The sequence below is a fragment of the Lysobacter sp. A378 genome, from assembly GCF_054052125.1.
In genome coordinates, this window is the sequence record NZ_JBSVRK010000005.1 from 36,502 (window position 1) to 53,675 (window position 17,174).

Here is a 17,174-nt window from a genome sequence, read left to right on the forward strand (position 1 = left end):
TTGATGACCGCGTTATGGCTGTTGTTCCCGTTGCTTGGCCTGGTGGTGGGCGTGTTGGCCGGCTTGCTCGGCGTGGGCGGCGGGCTGGTCCTGGTCGCCGCGCTGGTATGGCTGTTGCCACTGTTGGGGGTGCCGCCGGACGCCGCGATGCACGCCGCGTTGGCCAGTTCCCTGGCGAGCATCGTGCTGACTGCCGCCGCCTCCGCGCGGGCCCACTCCAGGCGCGGCAGCGTGCTGTGGCCAACGGTGGCGTGGATGGTGCCGGGGCTGCTGATCGGCGGCTGGTTGGGCAGTGGCGTGGCGGTGCGCATCGATGATGACGTGTTGCGCTATATCGTCGCCGGTTACTGCCTGCTGGCGGCGGCGCAAATGCAGTTTGGCCGGCAACGGTCGGCTACCGGTACCGGCAGCGCCGTGCCCGCACCGCGGGGATTGCCGATGGTCGCCGCCGGCAGCGGCATCGGCGCACTGTCGGCGGTGATTGGTATTGGCGGTGGCAGCATGACGGTGCCGTTGCTGGTCTGGCGAGGGGTCATGCCGGTACGCGCGGTCGGAACCTCCTCGGCGTGCGGGGTTGCCATCGGCCTGGCCAGCGCGCTGGGCTATGCGGTGCACGCCCCTGCGGGTGCGCTGCCGGAGTACGCGATTGGCTACGTGTACCTGCCGGCCGCGATCGGAGTGGCGATTGCCTCGGTCGTGGCAGCGCCTTGGGGCACTCGTCTGGCCCACCGCCTGCCCGGAACTCGCCTCAAGCAGATATTCGCGCTGTTCCTGGTGATCGTCTCCGTGAGCCTGTTGGTGGGCGGGTAGTGCCGGCCACGCGGTGCAGGGCGTGGACCCGGGACTAACCTGACGGGGCCGTTCGCGTAATTGCCGACAGCGTCGGCATCGGAGAAGGAAGGCACGGAGGGCTCCGGCGTTGACGGGGGAAGTGCATTTGTAACATCATTAGTTACATGAAAAAAGACAGCCGCCTATCCGTCGTGCTCCATGCACTGCTACACATGGCAGAGCACCGGGCCCCCATGACGTCCGATGCGTTAGCCCGGTGCCTCGGCACCCATCCGGTTGTGGTGAGGCGCACCATGGGCCTGCTACGCAACGCGGGGCTGGTCGCTGCGGATCGCGGCCATGCGGGGGGATGGTGGATCAAGGCCGACCTTTCCGCCGTCTCCCTGCGCGATCTGCACGAGGCGCTCGGAGAGCCCGCGCTTTTTTCCGTCGGGAACCGCAGCGAGCACCCGGCCTGCCTGGTGGAGCAGGCGGTCAATGCGGCGCTCAACCATGCCTTCGACGAGGCCGAGGCGCTGCTGATGGAGCGGTTCGCAGCGGTCTCGCTGGCTCAATTGGCCGCGGATTTCGCGCGCAGGCATCAGACCCATCGAAGCGGAGCATCCGTATGAAGTACGACGTGATCGTCATTGGCGGCAGCTATGCGGGGATGGCTGCGGCCCTCCAGCTACTCAGGGCGCGCCGGACAGTCCTGGTCATTGATGCCGGGCAGCGGAGAAATCGTGCGGCTACCGCGTCACACGGTTTCCTCGGCCAGGATGGTGTCGACCCGGGCGAGTTCGCGAGCACCGCCCGTGCACAGCTCGAGCGCTATCCCACGTTGACCTGGCTGGACAGTCTTGTGGTCGCTGCATCCGGGGCCAAGGATGATTTCGCGGTGAGCACCCGAGACGGCGACGTTCACCAGGCACGGCGCCTACTGCTGGCCATAGGTGTGTCCGATGAGCTGCCCCAGGTTCGTGGATTGGCTGAGCGTTGGGGAACGAGCGCTTTTCACTGTCCTTATTGCCACGGCTATGAGCTGGCCAACGGCCGCATCGGCGTCATCGCCTCCGGACCCAACTCGGTTCATCAGGCCCGGCTCCTACCGGAGTGGGGCCAGGTGACCTTCTTCCTCAACGGCGTGCTCGATCTGGACGTGCTCGATCTGGATCAGCACGCCGGTGGGCAAGAGCTGCTGGAGCGAGGCGTTACCATCGAGTCCACCACGATTGCCGGAATCGAGGGGCATGCGGATGTTGTGCTGGCAGACGGCCGGCGCTTGCCTTTTGAAGGGGTGTTCACCGCTCCGCGCAACGCCCCGTCTACGCCTATCGCCGAGCAGATGGCATGTGAGTTCATGGATACCCCAATGGGCACTCAGATCAGAACAAGCGAGGCCAAGGAGACCAGTGTTTCCGGCGTGTACGCCTGTGGTGATACAGCACGCGTCCCGCACTCGATTTCACTGGCTGTGGGGGACGGTGTGTGGGCCGGTGCGCAGTTGCACCAGTCCTTGGTGTTCCCGTCCGCATAGTCCTGCATTGCGGCAAGAGCGCCGCGATCTTGGGTGCCGCGGCCGCGGGAGGCCTGGCAGTGGCGGTGCTGCCGCTGGCGTCCCAGTGAATGTTTCAGGTCGACGATTGATGCGCAGACCGTGCCCGGTTTGACGAGGGTCAGTGCGGCGGCTGGATGGCCGGCGCGTTCTCCGCCATCAGTTCGACGATCCAGTCGATGAACAGGCGCAGCTTGCGGCTGACATGCCGATTGGGCGGAAACGCCACGTACAGCGGCATCGGATCGAGCTGCCAATCCTCGAACAGCGGCACCAGCTCGCCACGCGCCTGCGGTGCGCGCGCCATGTACTGCGGCAACCAGAGCACGCCGAGGCCAGCCACGCCTGCGGCCAGGTAGGCATTGCCATCATCTACTGACAGCACGTGGCGGCCGCGCACGGGCACCTGTTCGCCGGCGCGACGCATCGCATACCCCAGCGGTGTGCCGGTGCGTGAACCGCGATACCCGATGATGCGGTGGTGGCTGTCTTCCAACGCCTGCGGATGGGCTGGCGTGCCGGCGCGGGCCAAGTAGTCTGGCGCGGCGTACACGCCCAGCGGCAGGTCCGCCACGTGCCGGGCGCGCAGCGATGGCTCGGTGAGTTCACCGCCGCGCACCACGCAGTCTACGTTCTCATCGATCAGGTCCACCTTGCGGTCGCTGGCGCCCAGATCGAGTTGGATGTCGGGATAGCGCGCATGAAAGGCGGGCAAGGCGGGCACCAGGATCAGGCTGGCCAGCGGCGCGGGAACGTCCACGCGCAGCCGGCCGCGCGGCGAGGCGGACGCGACGGACAAGCTGGTCTCAGCATCGTCCAGGTCTGCCAACAGGCGCACGACGCGCTCGTAGTACGCAGCACCGTCGGCGGTAACGTTGACCTTGCGCGTGGTGCGGTGGAGCAACTTTACCCGCAGGTGCGCTTCCAGCTGCTGCACCAGGTGCGTCACACGCGTCTTGCTGGCCGGCAGTGTTTCGGCGGCCTTGGTGAAGCTGCCGGTTTCCACCACGCGTACGAAAGCCTGCATCGCGTCGATACGGTCCATTGCGGACTCCAGGAGAGGGGATTGTTTGGATTCTACAAACAGTGATCCCGAGATCAGCATGTTTATCGCGCCGGTCCGCCTGCCTAGAGTGATCACCACGCACCGGGGCCACCGGCCCAGCGAGGAGATCTCCCCCATGAATACCCGCGATGTCGTCTTTCCCCCGGGCCGCCAGGCCTTGTACGAGCGCAACCGCTACTCGCCGGCTGTGCGTTCCAATGGCTTCCTGTTCGTGTCTGGCCAGGTGGGCAGCCGCGAGGACGGCTCACCGGAGCCGGATTTCGAGGAGCAGGTGCGCCTGGCGTTCCGTAACCTCAATGCCATTCTGACCGCAGCCGGCTGCAGCTTCGACGACGTGGTGGACGTGACCGTCTTCATTGTCGATCCCGAAAAGAACTTCGAAATGGCGTGGAAGATCGTGCCCGAATTCTGGGGTGAGGCTCCGCATCCCACGCTGACCGGCATCGGCGTGACCTGGTTGTATGGCTTCCTCTTCGAGATCAAGGTGATCGCGCGACTGCCGGAGGCAGCGCGCCAAGGCGCATGAGTCACCGACACGCGCCCGTTAGTGCGTCACTCCGCGAACGCGGCCTCGACGGCCGCGCGGTGGCACTCGCGGCGGCGTGTCGGTGTTGCAAGTCTTGACCGTGGCGGCAGCGGTCGGGCTGTACCTGCTGTTCTGGTCCGTCCTGTCGGCGCTCGTCTCGCGCGGAGGTTGGAGTAGTAGCGTCGCGACATAGCTTCGCTCGACACCGCTGGCCGCCATGTGATCGGCATCGTGACCAGCTTGGACAGTTGCGACGGGCTCGACAGTCGTCGACTGCAGGGCGAGTCCGACAGAGAGACCAAAGTGGCCAAAGATTCGCGATGTCTTGACTCGCACCACCTCGGCCCTGGCATCGCTGGGCAAAAAGTGTCGAGCGATAGGTTTTTTACGGACGCCACAGCACGCGTTGCCCTTGCGGCGGCTTTACAAATTGTTTACAAGTGGGTTTGTCGCAGGCAGGGGGGCGGCACTTCGAAATATTCTTATGGAGAGAGAAGTCGATGAACGCACCCCGTCGCCACGCGTTGGCCACCGCCGTTTCACTGTGTCTGTTGCTGACCCTGCCGGGACTGGCAGCCGCGCAGGACACCCCGCCCGATAGTCCGCCCGAAGCGACCACGCTCGACAGCGTCCAGGTCACCGGTACGCGGATCAAGAACGCCGAGATCGCGACCCAGACGCCGGTCCAGACCCTTACCCGCGAGGACATCGAGCGCACCGGCCTGACCTCGATCGGCGACATCCTGCAGGAGTTGACCGGCTCGGGTTCCGCGCTCAACACCAAGTTCAACTCCTCGGGCAATTTTGGCTTCTCGCCCAATGGCGACGGTGTCGGCGCCGGTTCGGCCCAGGTCGACCTGCGCAACCTGGGTGCCAAGCGCGTGCTGGTGCTGGTCGATGGCATGCGTTGGGTCAATGAATCGTCCGCGTCCGGCGTCGGTGCGACCACCGACCTCAATACGATCCCGTTGGCGCTGGTCGAGCGCATCGACGTGCTGGAAGATGGCGCCTCGTCTCTGTATGGCTCCGATGCGATCGCCGGCGTGGTCAACATCATCACCCGGCGCAATTTCGAAGGCGGCCAGATCACGCTCAACTACGGCCAGTACGGTGAAGGCGACGGCGCGTCCAAGGGCATCGACGTTGCCTGGGGCATGAACACCGAGCGCAGCAATCTGTTCATCGGTGCCAGCCGGGTCGAGCAGGACCCGATCTCCGCCAACACCCGCGAGCAATCGCGCTTTCCGATTCCCGGCACCGGGCTGACGTTTGGCAGCTCCGGTACCCCGCGTGGACGCTTCATCATCACCGACCCCAACACTGGCGTCACCCACGACATCACTCCCAACGAGGGCGACAACGACCCGTTCTACGACCCGGCGCAGACCGGCTGCAACCGCACCGATGGCTTCCATTGTTTCGGTACGCCCGATCGCTTCAATTTTTCCGAATACAACCTGCTGCTGACCCCGTCGACCCGCACCGGGGTGTTCGGCCAGTACCGCTTCTATTTCAACGACAAGGTCCACGCGTACGCCAAGGCCCTGGTCAATCGCCGCGAGTCGGTCAACCAGGCCGCGCCGGAGCCGTTGTTCCTGGGCGCCGATGCCGGCACCGGCAACCCGATCTCCGATGGCATGTTCGTGTCGGCCGACAACCCCTACAACCCGTTCGGTTTCGATCTGGTCTCGGTGGACGATCCGGCTACCGCGCAGAACGAAGTCAACTTCGTGTTGCTGGGCCGGCGTCCGGTCGAAGGCGGGCCACGCGTCTACGAGCAGCAAGTCGATACCCGCTACTTCGCCGCAGGTCTGGAGGGAAGTTTCGAGGCCAGTGAGCGGACCTGGTTCTGGGATGTGAACCTGTCCACCAGCGAGAACGAGGCCGAGCAGACCAACTACGGCAGCTATGACATTCGCAAGGTCGCCCTGGCGCTGGGTGATCCCGCCGTATGCGCGGCGAATCCGGGCTGCGTGCCACTCAACCTGTTTGGCGGCCCCGGCACGCTCACGCCCGAGATGCTCGCCTACATCCAGCCGGTGGTGCGTGACCGCAGTCAGCAGACCCTGGATGTGTTCACCGCCAACCTGTCGGGTGATCTGATCGACTTGTGGGCGGGGCCGTTGTCGTTCGCCGTCGGTGCCGAGCACCGCCGCTATGAAGGGTCCTACCAGCCCGATCCGCTGACAGTGGCCGGGTTCTACAACGGCGTTCCGTCATTGCCGACATCCGGTGAATACGACGTCACCGAGGCGTATGTCGAGCTCAATGTGCCGCTTATCCCCCGAGACTCGTTCGGCAAGAGCCTGGACCTGAGCCTGGCCGGTCGCTATTCGGACTACTCCACTTTTGGCGGCCAGTTCACCCCGAAGTTCGGGCTGCGCTGGCAGGTCGCCGATGAACTGCTGTTCCGGGCCACCTACGCCGAGGGCTTCCGTGCACCGTCGATCGGTGAGCTGTTCGGCTCGGCCAGTCGCGCTGACCTGCAGATCGACGACCCCTGCCTGGTCGGACTGGACGGCAGCGCGCCAACCGGCAACGCCGGCAACTGCACCGCACTGGGCGTGCCGGTCGGCGCGGAGCAGACCAACGGCCAGATATCGGTCACCACCGGCGGCAACATGGAACTCGATCCCGAGACGGCGCGCAGCTTCACCGCCGGCATGGTGTTCAGTCCCAGCTTCGCCAGCGCCGTGGCGTGGTCGGATCGGCTGGACTTCGAGTTGACCTTCTACCGCCACGCGATCGACGGCGCCGTCCAGGCCATCGATGCCCAGACCCAGCTCGACCTGTGCGTGGCCTCGCTGGACCCGCTGTATTGCAATGGCATTACCCGGTCCTCGATCGGCAGCATCAACGGGTTCAGCAATCGCTTGACCAACCTGGGCTCGATCAAGACCAGCGGCTGGGATGCCGATGTGTTCTGGACCTTGCCCGAGAGCGCGGCAGGGGTGTTCAAGCTGGCCTGGCAAAACACCTTCGTGGCCCATTACGAGGCCGTGGGTGCCTCCGGCCAGGCGCAGCCGCGCACGGTCGGGGTGGAAGTGACCGACAGCGCAATTCCGGACTGGACCTCGACCGCCAGCCTGGATTGGCGTCGCGACCAGTGGAATGCCTCGTGGAGCATGCGTCACATCAGCGAGCTGGAGGAGCAATGTGGCGATGCGGTGTCGTTCCCGGTCTGCAGCAACCCGGCCGAAGGCACCAACACGCTCGACGCGATCACTTATCACGACCTGCAGGTGGGTTACGAGTTTGACTGGTTCAAGGGCCTGCAGTTGACCGGCGGCGTCAACAACGTGTTCGACAAGGATCCACCGCTCTGCCTGTCGTGCTCGCTCAATGGCTACGACGCCTCGACCTACGACATTCCCGGCGGCCGCTACTTCTACGTGCGGGCCAACCTGCGCTTCTGATCAACCAAGGCCGGTCGGCGCAAGCTGACCGGCGACTGGGGAAATTGTCGTCATTCCCCGCAATAAGCCGTCATCCCCGCAATAAACCGTCCCGCAATAAACCGTCATCCCCGCGAAGGCGGGGATCCAGGGACTTTCAAGCCGTTGGTGCCGCCGCTCGCCTAGACCAACGACGCGTCGGGGACATCCAGCTCCAGCGACATGGCCAGATGGTCGGAATGCGCGGCCGGCATCGCGCAGGCGCCCGAGCAGCTCAGCCCGTCGCCGATCAGGATGTGGTCGATCGCACGCTGCGGTCGCCAGCTGGGGAAGGTGGCCACCGCGCACTCGGGGGGCTGCAAGCGGGTGTTGCGAAACAGCGTCTGCATTTCCGGGCGGTCGATGGCGCAGTTGAAATCACCCATCAGCACCGCATGGGGATTGTCCTGCAGCAACTCGGCAATGAAGCCCAGCTGCGCGCTGCGCGAGTTCGCACCCAGTGACAGATGGGCAATCGCGATGACCAGGCCGTCCTCGCCGTGGCCAAAGCGCGCCAGCAGCACCCCGCGTCCGGAGATCCGGCCCGGTAGCGAATGGTCGGTCACCTCGATCGGCTCCAGCTTGCTGAGCAGGCCATTGGCGCTGGAGGCCACCCCGCCCATGCGGCGGTTCGGCTGGTGACTCCAGTAATCGAAGCCGCCACGCTGGGCGAGGTAATGGGTCTGGTTGGTGAAACCCGAACGCAGGCTGCCAGGATCGGCCTCGTTGAGGCCGACGATGTCGTACTGGCCGGCCAGTTGGGCAATCAGGTCCAGGCTGCCGCGCTTGTTACCGGCGGGTAATACATGCGACCAACTGCGCGCGACATAGTCGTGATAGCCCCGGGTGCTGGAGCCGGCCTGGATATTGGCGCTGAGCACGCGCAGCCGGCGCGAACCTTCCGGTGGCGTCGCCACGGGAGGGATCTCGTCGATGCGCTCAGCGCCAGAAGTCGCCATGGTTATGCCGTTCCCAATCAGCCGTTGTCGGCTTCGGTCGGGGTGGCGACTTCCTCACTGGCCGGGGCGGCGTCCTGGCGGGCGGCGCGCTCTTGGGCGATCAGGTGCTCGGCGATACGCAAGTGCTCGTCCCAGCTCTGGCCGGTGACGCGGTACTTGCCATCGACGATCAGGGTTGGGGTGGAATCCACGCCGCTGCGCTGCAGGAACTGCTGGGCACGACCCATCTTGGCGTTGATCGCGAAGCTCGCCATGGTGCTGGCGAACTGTTTGGGATCCGCGCCATAGGCCGCGTAGAACTGGGCAATCTGCTCGTCACTGGAGTCCGCCCCCAGGCTGCGGTCGATATGGATCGCCTTGAACATCGCGTCGTGGGTCTGCGGCAGCAGGCCGGTGGCCTGCGCGGTGAAGAACGCCTTCGCATACGGCATCCAGAAGCCGCCGAACGGTGCCGCTACCGGCGTGAACTGCACGTCAGCCGGCAGTTTGGCGGCCCAGGCACTGACCATCGGCTCGAAACTTGCGCAGGCAGGGCAGGTATAGCCAAACACCTCCACGACTTCGATCTTGCCGCTGTTGGGCTGGTAGGGCTCGCCACCGGCGATTTCCACGTAATCGGTGCCGGCGACTGGCGCCGGGCCGACCGGAGCAACGATCGGCCCCGGTGTACGGACAGGTGCCGCGGTCGCCGGGGTAGTCGTGGTGGGTGCCGGCGCGGCCGTTGTGTTGGCTGCGGGCGTAGCGGGAGTGGGCGCGGGCGTGGGCGCATCGGCCGAGCAGGCGGCGAGGGCGAGCACGCCTGCCAGGGCCAGGCCGAAACGGGGCAGTAGAGCCAATCGCAAGGTCATGGGTAGATCTCCGGAAGATAAACAAAGAATGCGGGGTGGTGCAGGCTGGCCCAAGGATAACCAGCGCCATGGTGGGAGAGTGTGCACGGTGCACGTTCCGGAATTCAGGATTCCCGGACGTCGTCGATGAACTCGTTGTTGGTGGTGTCAGTGCTGGTGATCTCAGTGCTTTGGCTGCGCGCGCCGCGAGCGTTCCAGCTCGACCAGCTTGGCGGCGTTGTCCAGCAGGTCGCTGGCGCTGCTGCCCAGCACCCGGTATTTGCCGTCCACGATCAACGTGGGTGTGCCTTCCACGCCGCTGCGCAGCAGGAAATCGCGTGCTTGTTTCAACTGGGCCTTGATCGCCGGGCTGGTCATGGTTTTGGCGAACTGCTCCGGATCGGCGCCGTAGCGGGCGTAAAACGCCGCGATCTCCGCAGGTGTTGCACCGCTGATGGGCAGGCTGTGCTCCTGGTGCAATGCGCGGAACATTGGAGCGTGGGTCCGTGCCACCAGCCCCTGGGCCTGCGCGGTGTAGAACGCCTGCGCATAAGGTATCCAGTAACCACCGAAGGGAGCGGGCACCTCGACGAAATTGACGTCGGAGGGGAGCTTCGCTTTCCACGCGCTCACCAGTGGTTCGAAGTGCGCGCAGTGGGGGCAGGTGTAGCCGAACACTTCGACCACCTCGATCTGGCCGGCTGGCGTGGCGAATGGGGCGCCATCGGGAATCTCGATGTAATCGGTACCGGCAACCAGATCTCCCGTTGGCGCTGCGGCGAACCCGATCATCGGCAACGCCACGAACATGCCCGCGATAGCCGCCCGGGCCAGGACTGTCCGGATCAGGAGCGCGCCACCAATCCGACGCGAACGGAACAGGTGAGTTTTTGCGAAACCGTGGTTCATCAGCGGGTATCTTTCAAACAAGAGCGCCGACCGCAAGGATACGGTCGGCGCAATGAACAGTTGCGGGTGCAGGTCCGGCCGGTGTCGGATGACCTGAACGAGAGTGCGGTTCTGCTCAGCCTTCCGATACCGGTTCGGCTTCCGGTTCCACTGGCGTGGCGGGCTCGGTTGCCTCGGCGGCCTCAGCGGAGTTGGTGTCGGTCGCTTCCGCCTCGGTCTCGGTCGCCTCTGCCTCGGCTTCGGTTGCACCTGCCGCTGCAGCGTCCGCTGCTGGTGCATCGGTGGCCCCGGCGCTCGCATCGACGGCAGGTACGGCTGCAACGGGCGCTGCCGGCGCGGGAACTACCATCGCAAGCTGGTCATTTGCCGCCGGGTGCAGGCCCTGCAGGTAGCTTGCCAGTGCGCCGATCTCCTGATCGGTCAATGGCTTGGTGATGGTCGCCATCATGTCAAACAGGTGGGAGTCTTCGCGATCACTGACCCCGGCGCGGTACATCTCCAGTCGCTGTTGGGTATAGGCCGCCTGCTGACCTGCCACATGCGGATAGGCCGGGCCGGGGTTGCCGGCGCCGTCCGGACCGTGACATGCCATGCATGCCGGGATACCGCGTTCGGCGTCGCCGGCCAGGAACAATTGCTCACCCACCTCGTAGAACTTCAGGCCCTCGTAGGGCCCCGACGCGACCAGGCTGTCGTCGGCAACGCCGGCACCGGACTCCTGGGTGGCGTAATACGCGCCCACATCGCGCGCGTCCTGGGCGCTGAGCATGTCGGCGAAGGGCTTCATCACCGCGGCCATGCCGCCACTGCGCTCACCGCTCTTGAACAACGCCAGTTGATTGGCGATGTAGCGCTCGCTCTGGCCGGCCAGGCGGGGGTACATCTCGATCGCCGGATTACCGTCCAGACCGTGGCAGGCCGCGCAGGTGCCGGCCAGGGTCTGGCCATTTTGCGCATCGCCCCAGGTGGCGGTTTCCGTGGCCGCAGGATCCAGCGGCGCCGTCTCCACCGGTGCGACGTCGGGGATCGGGGTGACCGTGGTCTGGGCATAGGCAACCGCGGCAACCGCCGCGAGGACGGTGATACCGACGATGCCAAGGACGCGGGCGTGGCTCATGGGGCTGGGCTCCGGAAAACGCTGAAGTGACGATCGTGAACGGTCGTCTAACCGCAGAATTATCGTCGGCACGCGCGGCGGGGTCAACGCGGCGTCAATGCGGGCACGGCGCGATGACGCTTCGGGCCGGGCCACGGTCACGTCAGGGCAGCGACCCGGTTGGTATTGCCGGCGCACTCGAGGCTTCCGGCGTGCGATCCTATGCCCATGTCAAAACATCTTGTCCGTGCCCAGTACCTGCTGGCTGCCCATACTCCCCAGCAGCTGCCGCCCGACGGTGGCTTCGAGGTGGCGTTTGCCGGCCGCTCCAACGCGGGCAAGTCCAGCGCGCTCAACGCGATCTGCCAGCAGAACGCCCTGGCACGGGTTTCCAAGACCCCGGGCCGGACCCAGCAACTGGTGTTTTTCGCCCTGCCGCCGTCCACCGATCGCTTCCTGGTCGATCTGCCCGGTTACGGCTACGCCAAGGTGCCCAAGGATCTACAGGCGCATTGGCAGGCGTTCCTGGACCGGTATTTCCGTACCCGCGAAGCCCTCAAGGGTCTGGTCGTGGTGATGGATATCCGCCATCCGCTGAAGGAATACGACAAGCAGATGCTCGGTTATGCGGTCAGTCGCGGCCTGCCGGCCCATGTGATCCTGACCAAAGCCGACAAGTTGAGCCGTGGCGCCCAGGGCACGGCCTTGCTGGAGGTGCGCAAGGCATTGCAGGCCGAACACGGCGATGCAGTCAGCGTGCAGCTGTTTTCCGGCGAGTCCAAATTGGGCGTCGATGAGGCGCGTCGGGTAATCGGCGGCTGGCTGCAGTTGTAGGAGTACTTCGCGCGGCTGGGCTCACTGGCGCGATGCAGTGTTGCGTTGCGTGGAGTCATCGATGCTGGCGGCGATCTACACTGCGGGTCTTGCGTGTGCGGCTGTCATGCCGCATATCCAGTTCCAATGATCCAGCCCAACGAGGTGCGCGTGTCCGGTCCCAGTCACGTCGAGGAAGTTTCGATCCAATCACGCGCTCAACTGGTCGAGTACCTCAGCTCGGGAACTCGCACGCGCGATGACTGGAAGATCGGCACCGAGCACGAGAAGTTCGGCTTCCGGTTTGATGACCTGCGTCCGCCGACTTTTGATGGCGAGGGCGGGATCGAGGCGCTGCTCAAGGGCCTGGTCCAGTTTGGCTGGGTACCGGTGGAGGAGCACGGCCGGGTGATTGCATTGACCCGCGACGGTGCATCGGTGTCGCTGGAGCCGGCCGGCCAGCTGGAATTGTCCGGCGCCCCGTTGGATACCCTGCATGACACCTGTCGCGAGGCGGCCTCGCACCTGCGCGAAGTGCGCGCGGTGGCCGAGCCGATGGGCCTGGGTTTCCTGGGCATGGGCTTCCAGCCCAAGTGGCGGCGCGACGAGATGCCGTGGATGCCCAAGGGGCGCTACAAGATCATGCGCGAATACATGCCCAAGGTCGGTAGCCTCGGCCTGGACATGATGACCCGCACCTGCACCGTGCAAGTCAACCTGGATGTCGCCTCCGAAGCCGACATGGTGAAGAAGTTCCGGGTCTCGCTGGCGTTGCAGTCGATTGCGACCGCGTTGTTTGCCGACTCGCCGTTCACCGAGGGCAAGCCCAACGGCTTCCTGTCGTACCGCTCGCATATCTGGACCGATACCGACAACGATCGCTCCGGGCTGCTGGACTTCGTGTTCGAGGACGGCTTCGGCTACGAGCGCTACGTCGATTACCTGCTCGACGTGCCGATGTACTTCATCTACCGCGACGGTGAATACATTGATGCGTCGGGGCAGTCATTCCGCGACTACCTCGCCGGCAAGCTGCCGGCGCTTCCGGGGCAGTTGCCGACCCTGCAGGACTGGGCCGACCACACGACCACGGCGTTTCCCGAAGTGCGGCTGAAAAAATACCTGGAGATGCGCGGTGCGGACGCCGGGCCGTGGAACCGGATCTGCGCGTTGCCGGCATTCTGGACCGGCCTGTTGTATGACGACACCGCGCTGGATGCGGCCTGGGACCTGGTCAAGGATTTCAGTCTTGAGGAGATCCACGCCCTGCGCAGCGGCGTGCCGAGGCAGGCATTCAAGATGCCTTTCCGTGGCGGCACCGTGCTCGACCTGGCCCGCCGTACGGTGGAGATCTCCGCCCACGGGCTGGCGCGCCGTGCCCGGCTCAATGACAACGGCAGTGACGAGTCGATCTTCCTCAGTCCGTTGATGGAGTTGGTTGAGGCGGGCGAGACCCCGGCAGAGCGGAAGCTGGCGCTGTTCCATGGCGTCTGGGATGGCAACGTCGACCCGGTGTTTCGCGAGTTCGCTTATTGACCATCGGTGGTGAAGTTCGCGCCAGGCTGCGACGTCACCGGGAGTCGGCCGCTGTTGCGTTAGCCTTGGGGGATGCAGATCCCAACCGATACGACCGACGACTCCCTGCGTAGCGTCGAGTTCGCACCCACCGACCAGTTTTTGCGCGAGGACGTCAAGCAACTCGGCGCGTTGGTGGGGGAGATCCTTGCCGAGCAACGCAGCCCGGACTTCCTGGCCCGGGTCGAGCGCCTGCGCCGCGCGGCGATTACCCGCCGCGAGAACGACGAGCCGGTAGCCGGATTGGCCGATGCCCTGGCGGGCACGCCGATTGAGCAGGCCAGTGACCTGGTGCGCGCGTTCTCGACCTATTTCCAGGCTATCAACCTGGCCGAGCGGGTCCATCGCATTCGCCGCCGCCGCGAGCACGAGCGTGCCGACCACGGTGCCCAGCCCGCCAGCCTGGACGATGTCATCCGTCGGCTCGCCGCGCAGGGCGTCGGTGCAGACGAGCTGGGCGCGGTGTTGTCGCGACTGCGGATCGAGCCGGTATTCACCGCCCATCCGACCGAGGCCGTGCGCCGGGTACAACTGAAGAAAGAACGCGAGGTCGTGACTTGCCTGGTCAACGACATCGACCGCGGCCGTACCCCGGCGGAGCGCGGTGCCGATCGCGAGCGTATGCGCATGGCATTGACCGCAAGTTGGCAGACCGTGGAGGCACCGGCCGCCAAGCCGAGTGTTGCTGACGAGTTCGAGCACGTCGGCTTCTACCTGACCGAAGTGTTGTACCGGGTCCTGCCCGTTTTCCATGAGGTCTTCCAGGCGGCATTGACCGAGCACTACGGGGACACGGCGGAGTTGCCCGACGTGCTCGGGTTTGGCAGTTGGGTCGGCGGCGACATGGACGGCAATCCCAACGTCGGCGCCGACACCATTGCCGCGACCCTGGCCCGGCAGCGGGCGCTGGTGCTGGCCGCGTATCGACGCGATATCCACAAGCTTGAAGACCTGCTGAGCCAGTCCCTGAGTCGGGTGGCAGTCAGTGAGGTGGTGATGGCCAGGGTCGACCAGTACCGCGATCTGTTGCCGGCCGGCGTCGAAAACCTGCATCCGCGCCATGCCGACATGCCGTATCGCAACCTGCTGACGCTGATGGCCGAGCGGTTGCGGATGACCACCCACGATGACCCGTCCGGTTATCCGGATGCGGCGAGCTTCGTGGCCGATATCGAGTTGATCCACCAAAGCCTGCTGGCCCACCGTGGCGAGCACGCCGGTGATTTCGCGGTGGTGCGCCTGCTGCGCCGTGCGCGCTGCTTCGGCTTCCATCTGGCCAGCCTGGACCTGCGCCAGGATTCGGCGATGCACGACGTCGCGCTGGCCGGCTTGCTGGATGACCCGCAATGGGAACAACGTGAGCCAGCCGAACGCGCGCGCAAGCTGCACGCGATGATGGATGGCAGCCTGGTGCCAAGCGCTGCCGATGCTGACGTGGCGCGTAGCACCCTCGACGTCTTCCGTACCGTGGGCCGGCTCCGCCCGCGCTACGGCCAACGGGTGTTTGGTCCGTACATCGTCAGCATGAGCCGCAGCGCGGCCGATGCGTTGGCGGTGCTGGCGCTGGCACGCCTGGCCGGCTGTGTGGAAAGCGATGACGGGCAAGCCAGCGACGCGCCATCCGTTGACGGCCAGGCCGGCACGACGATCGCCCATGGCGCGGTGCCACTGGACGTCGCTCCCCTGTTCGAGACCATCGCCGATCTGGAGGCCGCCGCCGACACCATGCGCGCGCTGTTTGCCGACCCGGTCTATCGCGCCCACCTGGTAGCGCGTGGCAACCGTCAGGTGGTGATGCTGGGATACTCCGACAGCGCCAAGGACGGTGGCATCGTCGCCTCGCGCTGGAGCCTGCAACAGACCCAGATTGCACTGACCGCGCTGGCCAACGAGAGCGGCGTGCGGATCATGTTCTTCCACGGGCGGGGCGGTTCCATCAGTCGCGGCGGGGGCAAGACCGAGCGAGCGGTGATCGCCGCCCCGCGGGGTTCGGTCGACGGCACCCTGCGACTGACCGAGCAGGGCGAGGTGATCCACCGCAAGTACGGCATTCGCGCTCTGGCACTGCGTAACCTGGAGCAGACCACCGGCGCGGTGTTGCGTGCGAGCCTGCGGCCGCGACCTGATGATCCTCGCGAGGCCCAATGGCGCCGCGTTGCCAGCCAGATGGCCGCCGACGCCAGTGCGCATTACCGCGCGCTGATCCACGAACATCCCGATTTCACCGCCTACTTCCGCGCCGCCACCCCGATCGACGTGATCGAACGGCTGCGCATCGGATCGCGTCCGAGCAAGCGCACCGGTGCCGGCGGAGTGGAGTCGCTGCGGGCGATTCCGTGGGTGTTCTCGTGGGCGCAGAACCGCTCGGGCCTGACCGCCTGGTACGGCGTCGGTACTGCGATGGAGCGTGCATTGGCAAGCCACGGGCAGGAAATGCTGGCCGAGATGGCCCGGGACTGGCCGTTCTTTGCCGCCCTGGTGGACGACATCGAAATGGTCCTGGCCTCCTCCGACCTGGGGATCTTCGAGCGCTACTCGCAGCTGGCCGCCGATGTGCCAGCCTCGACCGGGAAGGGCGATCTGCACGCGCTGATGCACCCGGGAATCGTCGCCGAGTTCACCCGCACCCGCGATGCCGTGCTGGCGATCAAGGGCGAGGACGAGCTGTTGGCCCGGGACCTGCGCCTGCGCCAGTCGATCCGCCTGCGCAATCCCTATGTCGATCCCATCAGCCTGTTGCAGGTCGACCTGCTGGCACGCTGGCGGGCCGGCGAGCGCAACGACGATGCGCTGCTGCAAGTGTTGATGGCGACCGTCAACGGCATCGCCGCGGGAATCCAGAATACGGGTTGAGGCCCGGAGCGGAAATCCTGGCCAATTCGTGCCTGCGCTAGAGGATCTCGTACCGGCGCAACGTCCAGAGCACCTCGTAGCCAACGGCCGCAAGTGCGAAGATGCCGTGGAACCGCGAGTTGGTGGTCTTCATCGCCACCAGGCTCAACACGATGTAGGCGACGTTGCGCACGATGTATTCGGGGCCAAGGTTCTCGAAATACGCCTGCCCCTTTATCCAGGTGTCGATAAAGTCTATGGCGAATACCATGGCCAGCAGGCCAAAGAACCAGCGCCTGCGGGAATAGAAATGTTCCCGGTAATCCGCGTCGTCATCCACGCGCTCGGGCAAGGTAAACGCACACAGCAAGTACAGCACCAGTGCGTAGATCGAGATGAACACGTAGATCTCGATGTCCCACGTGACCATGTAGGACAGGCGGAACTGCCACCACCAGAAGTGCAACAGGTACAGGAAGACGAACAGGGTCCACACCAGGTGGGTCCAGTACACGTGGCGGCGCGCGCGATGCACCATCAGGCCGGCGAAATTACGCAGCAGATGTGTGAGCCCCAGGCCGATGATCATGCCGACCAGGATTCTCACATGGGTGAACAGCAGGGCGGGGTCTGGGACGTGCTGCATGGGCCCGGTCACGTTCATCATCAATGATGGTGGACTGAAGTCGAGCCAAACTAGCACACGCGGAACGGGGCGGGACGGGCCCACGACTATCACGCGATGGTGACGGAGGTGTTGCTACCACTGGCCGAGCTGACGACGAAGAGTCGGCCACGGACGACGCCGATC

General features: G+C 65.4%; 13 protein-coding genes and 1 pseudogene. 8 read left to right on the top strand and 6 right to left on the bottom strand.

Features of this window, described 5'->3' with window-relative positions; genetic code table 11:
* The first annotated feature begins 3 nt into the window (after positions 1 to 3).
* The 3 genes from ACW7G1_RS14265 (at position 4) to ACW7G1_RS14275 (ending at position 2,308) form a co-directional block, all read left to right on the top strand.
* Positions 4 to 810, top strand: coding sequence for a sulfite exporter TauE/SafE family protein (locus tag ACW7G1_RS14265; protein ID WP_456980425.1), 807 nt, complete (start codon positions 4 to 6; stop codon positions 808 to 810).
* 146 nt (positions 811 to 956) lie between these two features.
* On the top strand, positions 957 to 1,403 hold the full coding sequence (locus ACW7G1_RS14270; protein ID WP_456980426.1) for an Rrf2 family transcriptional regulator: 447 nt from the start codon (positions 957 to 959) through the stop codon (positions 1,401 to 1,403).
* Positions 1,400 to 2,308: an NAD(P)/FAD-dependent oxidoreductase gene (locus ACW7G1_RS14275; RefSeq protein ID WP_456980427.1), complete on the top strand. Its 909-nt coding sequence runs from the start codon at positions 1,400 to 1,402 to the stop codon at positions 2,306 to 2,308. The genes ACW7G1_RS14270 and ACW7G1_RS14275 overlap by 4 nt, the downstream gene beginning before the upstream one ends.
* Before the next feature lie 139 nt (positions 2,309 to 2,447).
* Here the strand turns inward: ACW7G1_RS14275 and ACW7G1_RS14280 are convergent, their stop codons facing one another.
* Positions 2,448 to 3,371 (bottom strand): LysR substrate-binding domain-containing protein, encoded by a 924-nt coding sequence (locus ACW7G1_RS14280; protein WP_456980428.1) that lies wholly within the window; start codon positions 3,369 to 3,371, stop codon positions 2,448 to 2,450.
* 136 nt (positions 3,372 to 3,507) lie between these two features.
* Here ACW7G1_RS14280 and ACW7G1_RS14285 point away from each other — a divergent pair, with 136 nt between their 5' ends.
* Positions 3,508 to 3,918 carry a RidA family protein gene (locus tag ACW7G1_RS14285; RefSeq protein WP_456980429.1) on the top strand — a complete coding sequence of 137 codons (411 nt, stop codon included), beginning with the start codon at positions 3,508 to 3,510 and terminating at the stop codon, positions 3,916 to 3,918.
* 500 nt (positions 3,919 to 4,418) lie between these two features.
* Positions 4,419 to 7,334 carry a TonB-dependent receptor gene (locus ACW7G1_RS14290; RefSeq protein ID WP_456980430.1) on the top strand — a complete coding sequence of 972 codons (2,916 nt, stop codon included), beginning with the start codon at positions 4,419 to 4,421 and terminating at the stop codon, positions 7,332 to 7,334.
* A 161-nt stretch (positions 7,335 to 7,495) separates the two neighbouring features.
* On the opposite strand, the gene ACW7G1_RS14295 is transcribed toward ACW7G1_RS14290, so the two are convergent.
* The 4 genes and pseudogenes from ACW7G1_RS14295 to ACW7G1_RS14310 form a co-directional block, all read right to left on the bottom strand.
* Positions 7,496 to 8,233: an endonuclease/exonuclease/phosphatase family protein gene (locus ACW7G1_RS14295; protein ID WP_456980492.1), complete on the bottom strand. Its 738-nt coding sequence runs from the start codon at positions 8,231 to 8,233 to the stop codon at positions 7,496 to 7,498.
* A 95-nt stretch (positions 8,234 to 8,328) separates the two neighbouring features.
* Positions 8,329 to 9,159, bottom strand: a complete 831-nt coding sequence (locus tag ACW7G1_RS14300) for a thiol:disulfide interchange protein DsbA/DsbL (protein ID WP_456980431.1) — start codon at positions 9,157 to 9,159, stop codon at positions 8,329 to 8,331.
* Between the two features lie 162 nt (positions 9,160 to 9,321).
* A complete protein-coding gene (locus ACW7G1_RS14305) occupies positions 9,322 to 10,047 on the bottom strand; it encodes a thiol:disulfide interchange protein DsbA/DsbL (protein ID WP_456980432.1) in 726 nt (241 codons plus the stop codon).
* A 328-nt stretch (positions 10,048 to 10,375) separates the two neighbouring features.
* Positions 10,376 to 11,164 (bottom strand): annotated as a pseudogene (locus ACW7G1_RS14310) (c-type cytochrome); the annotation flags it as partial.
* Between the two features lie 207 nt (positions 11,165 to 11,371).
* On the opposite strand from ACW7G1_RS14310, the gene yihA reads away from it, so the two are divergent.
* From yihA to ppc, 3 genes are all read left to right on the top strand, one after another.
* Positions 11,372 to 11,977: a ribosome biogenesis GTP-binding protein YihA/YsxC gene (yihA, locus tag ACW7G1_RS14315; protein ID WP_456963113.1), complete on the top strand. Its 606-nt coding sequence runs from the start codon at positions 11,372 to 11,374 to the stop codon at positions 11,975 to 11,977.
* Between the two features lie 150 nt (positions 11,978 to 12,127).
* A complete protein-coding gene (locus ACW7G1_RS14320; RefSeq protein WP_456980493.1) occupies positions 12,128 to 13,492 on the top strand; it encodes a glutamate--cysteine ligase in 1,365 nt (454 codons plus the stop codon).
* Between the two features lie 72 nt (positions 13,493 to 13,564).
* A complete protein-coding gene (ppc, locus tag ACW7G1_RS14325; RefSeq protein ID WP_456980433.1) occupies positions 13,565 to 16,384 on the top strand; it encodes a phosphoenolpyruvate carboxylase in 2,820 nt (939 codons plus the stop codon).
* A 37-nt stretch (positions 16,385 to 16,421) separates the two neighbouring features.
* Here ppc and ACW7G1_RS14330 read toward each other — a convergent pair whose 3' ends face one another.
* Positions 16,422 to 17,009 carry a hypothetical protein gene (locus tag ACW7G1_RS14330; RefSeq protein ID WP_456980434.1) on the bottom strand — a complete coding sequence of 196 codons (588 nt, stop codon included), beginning with the start codon at positions 17,007 to 17,009 and terminating at the stop codon, positions 16,422 to 16,424.
* Positions 17,010 to 17,174 lie beyond the last annotated feature (165 nt).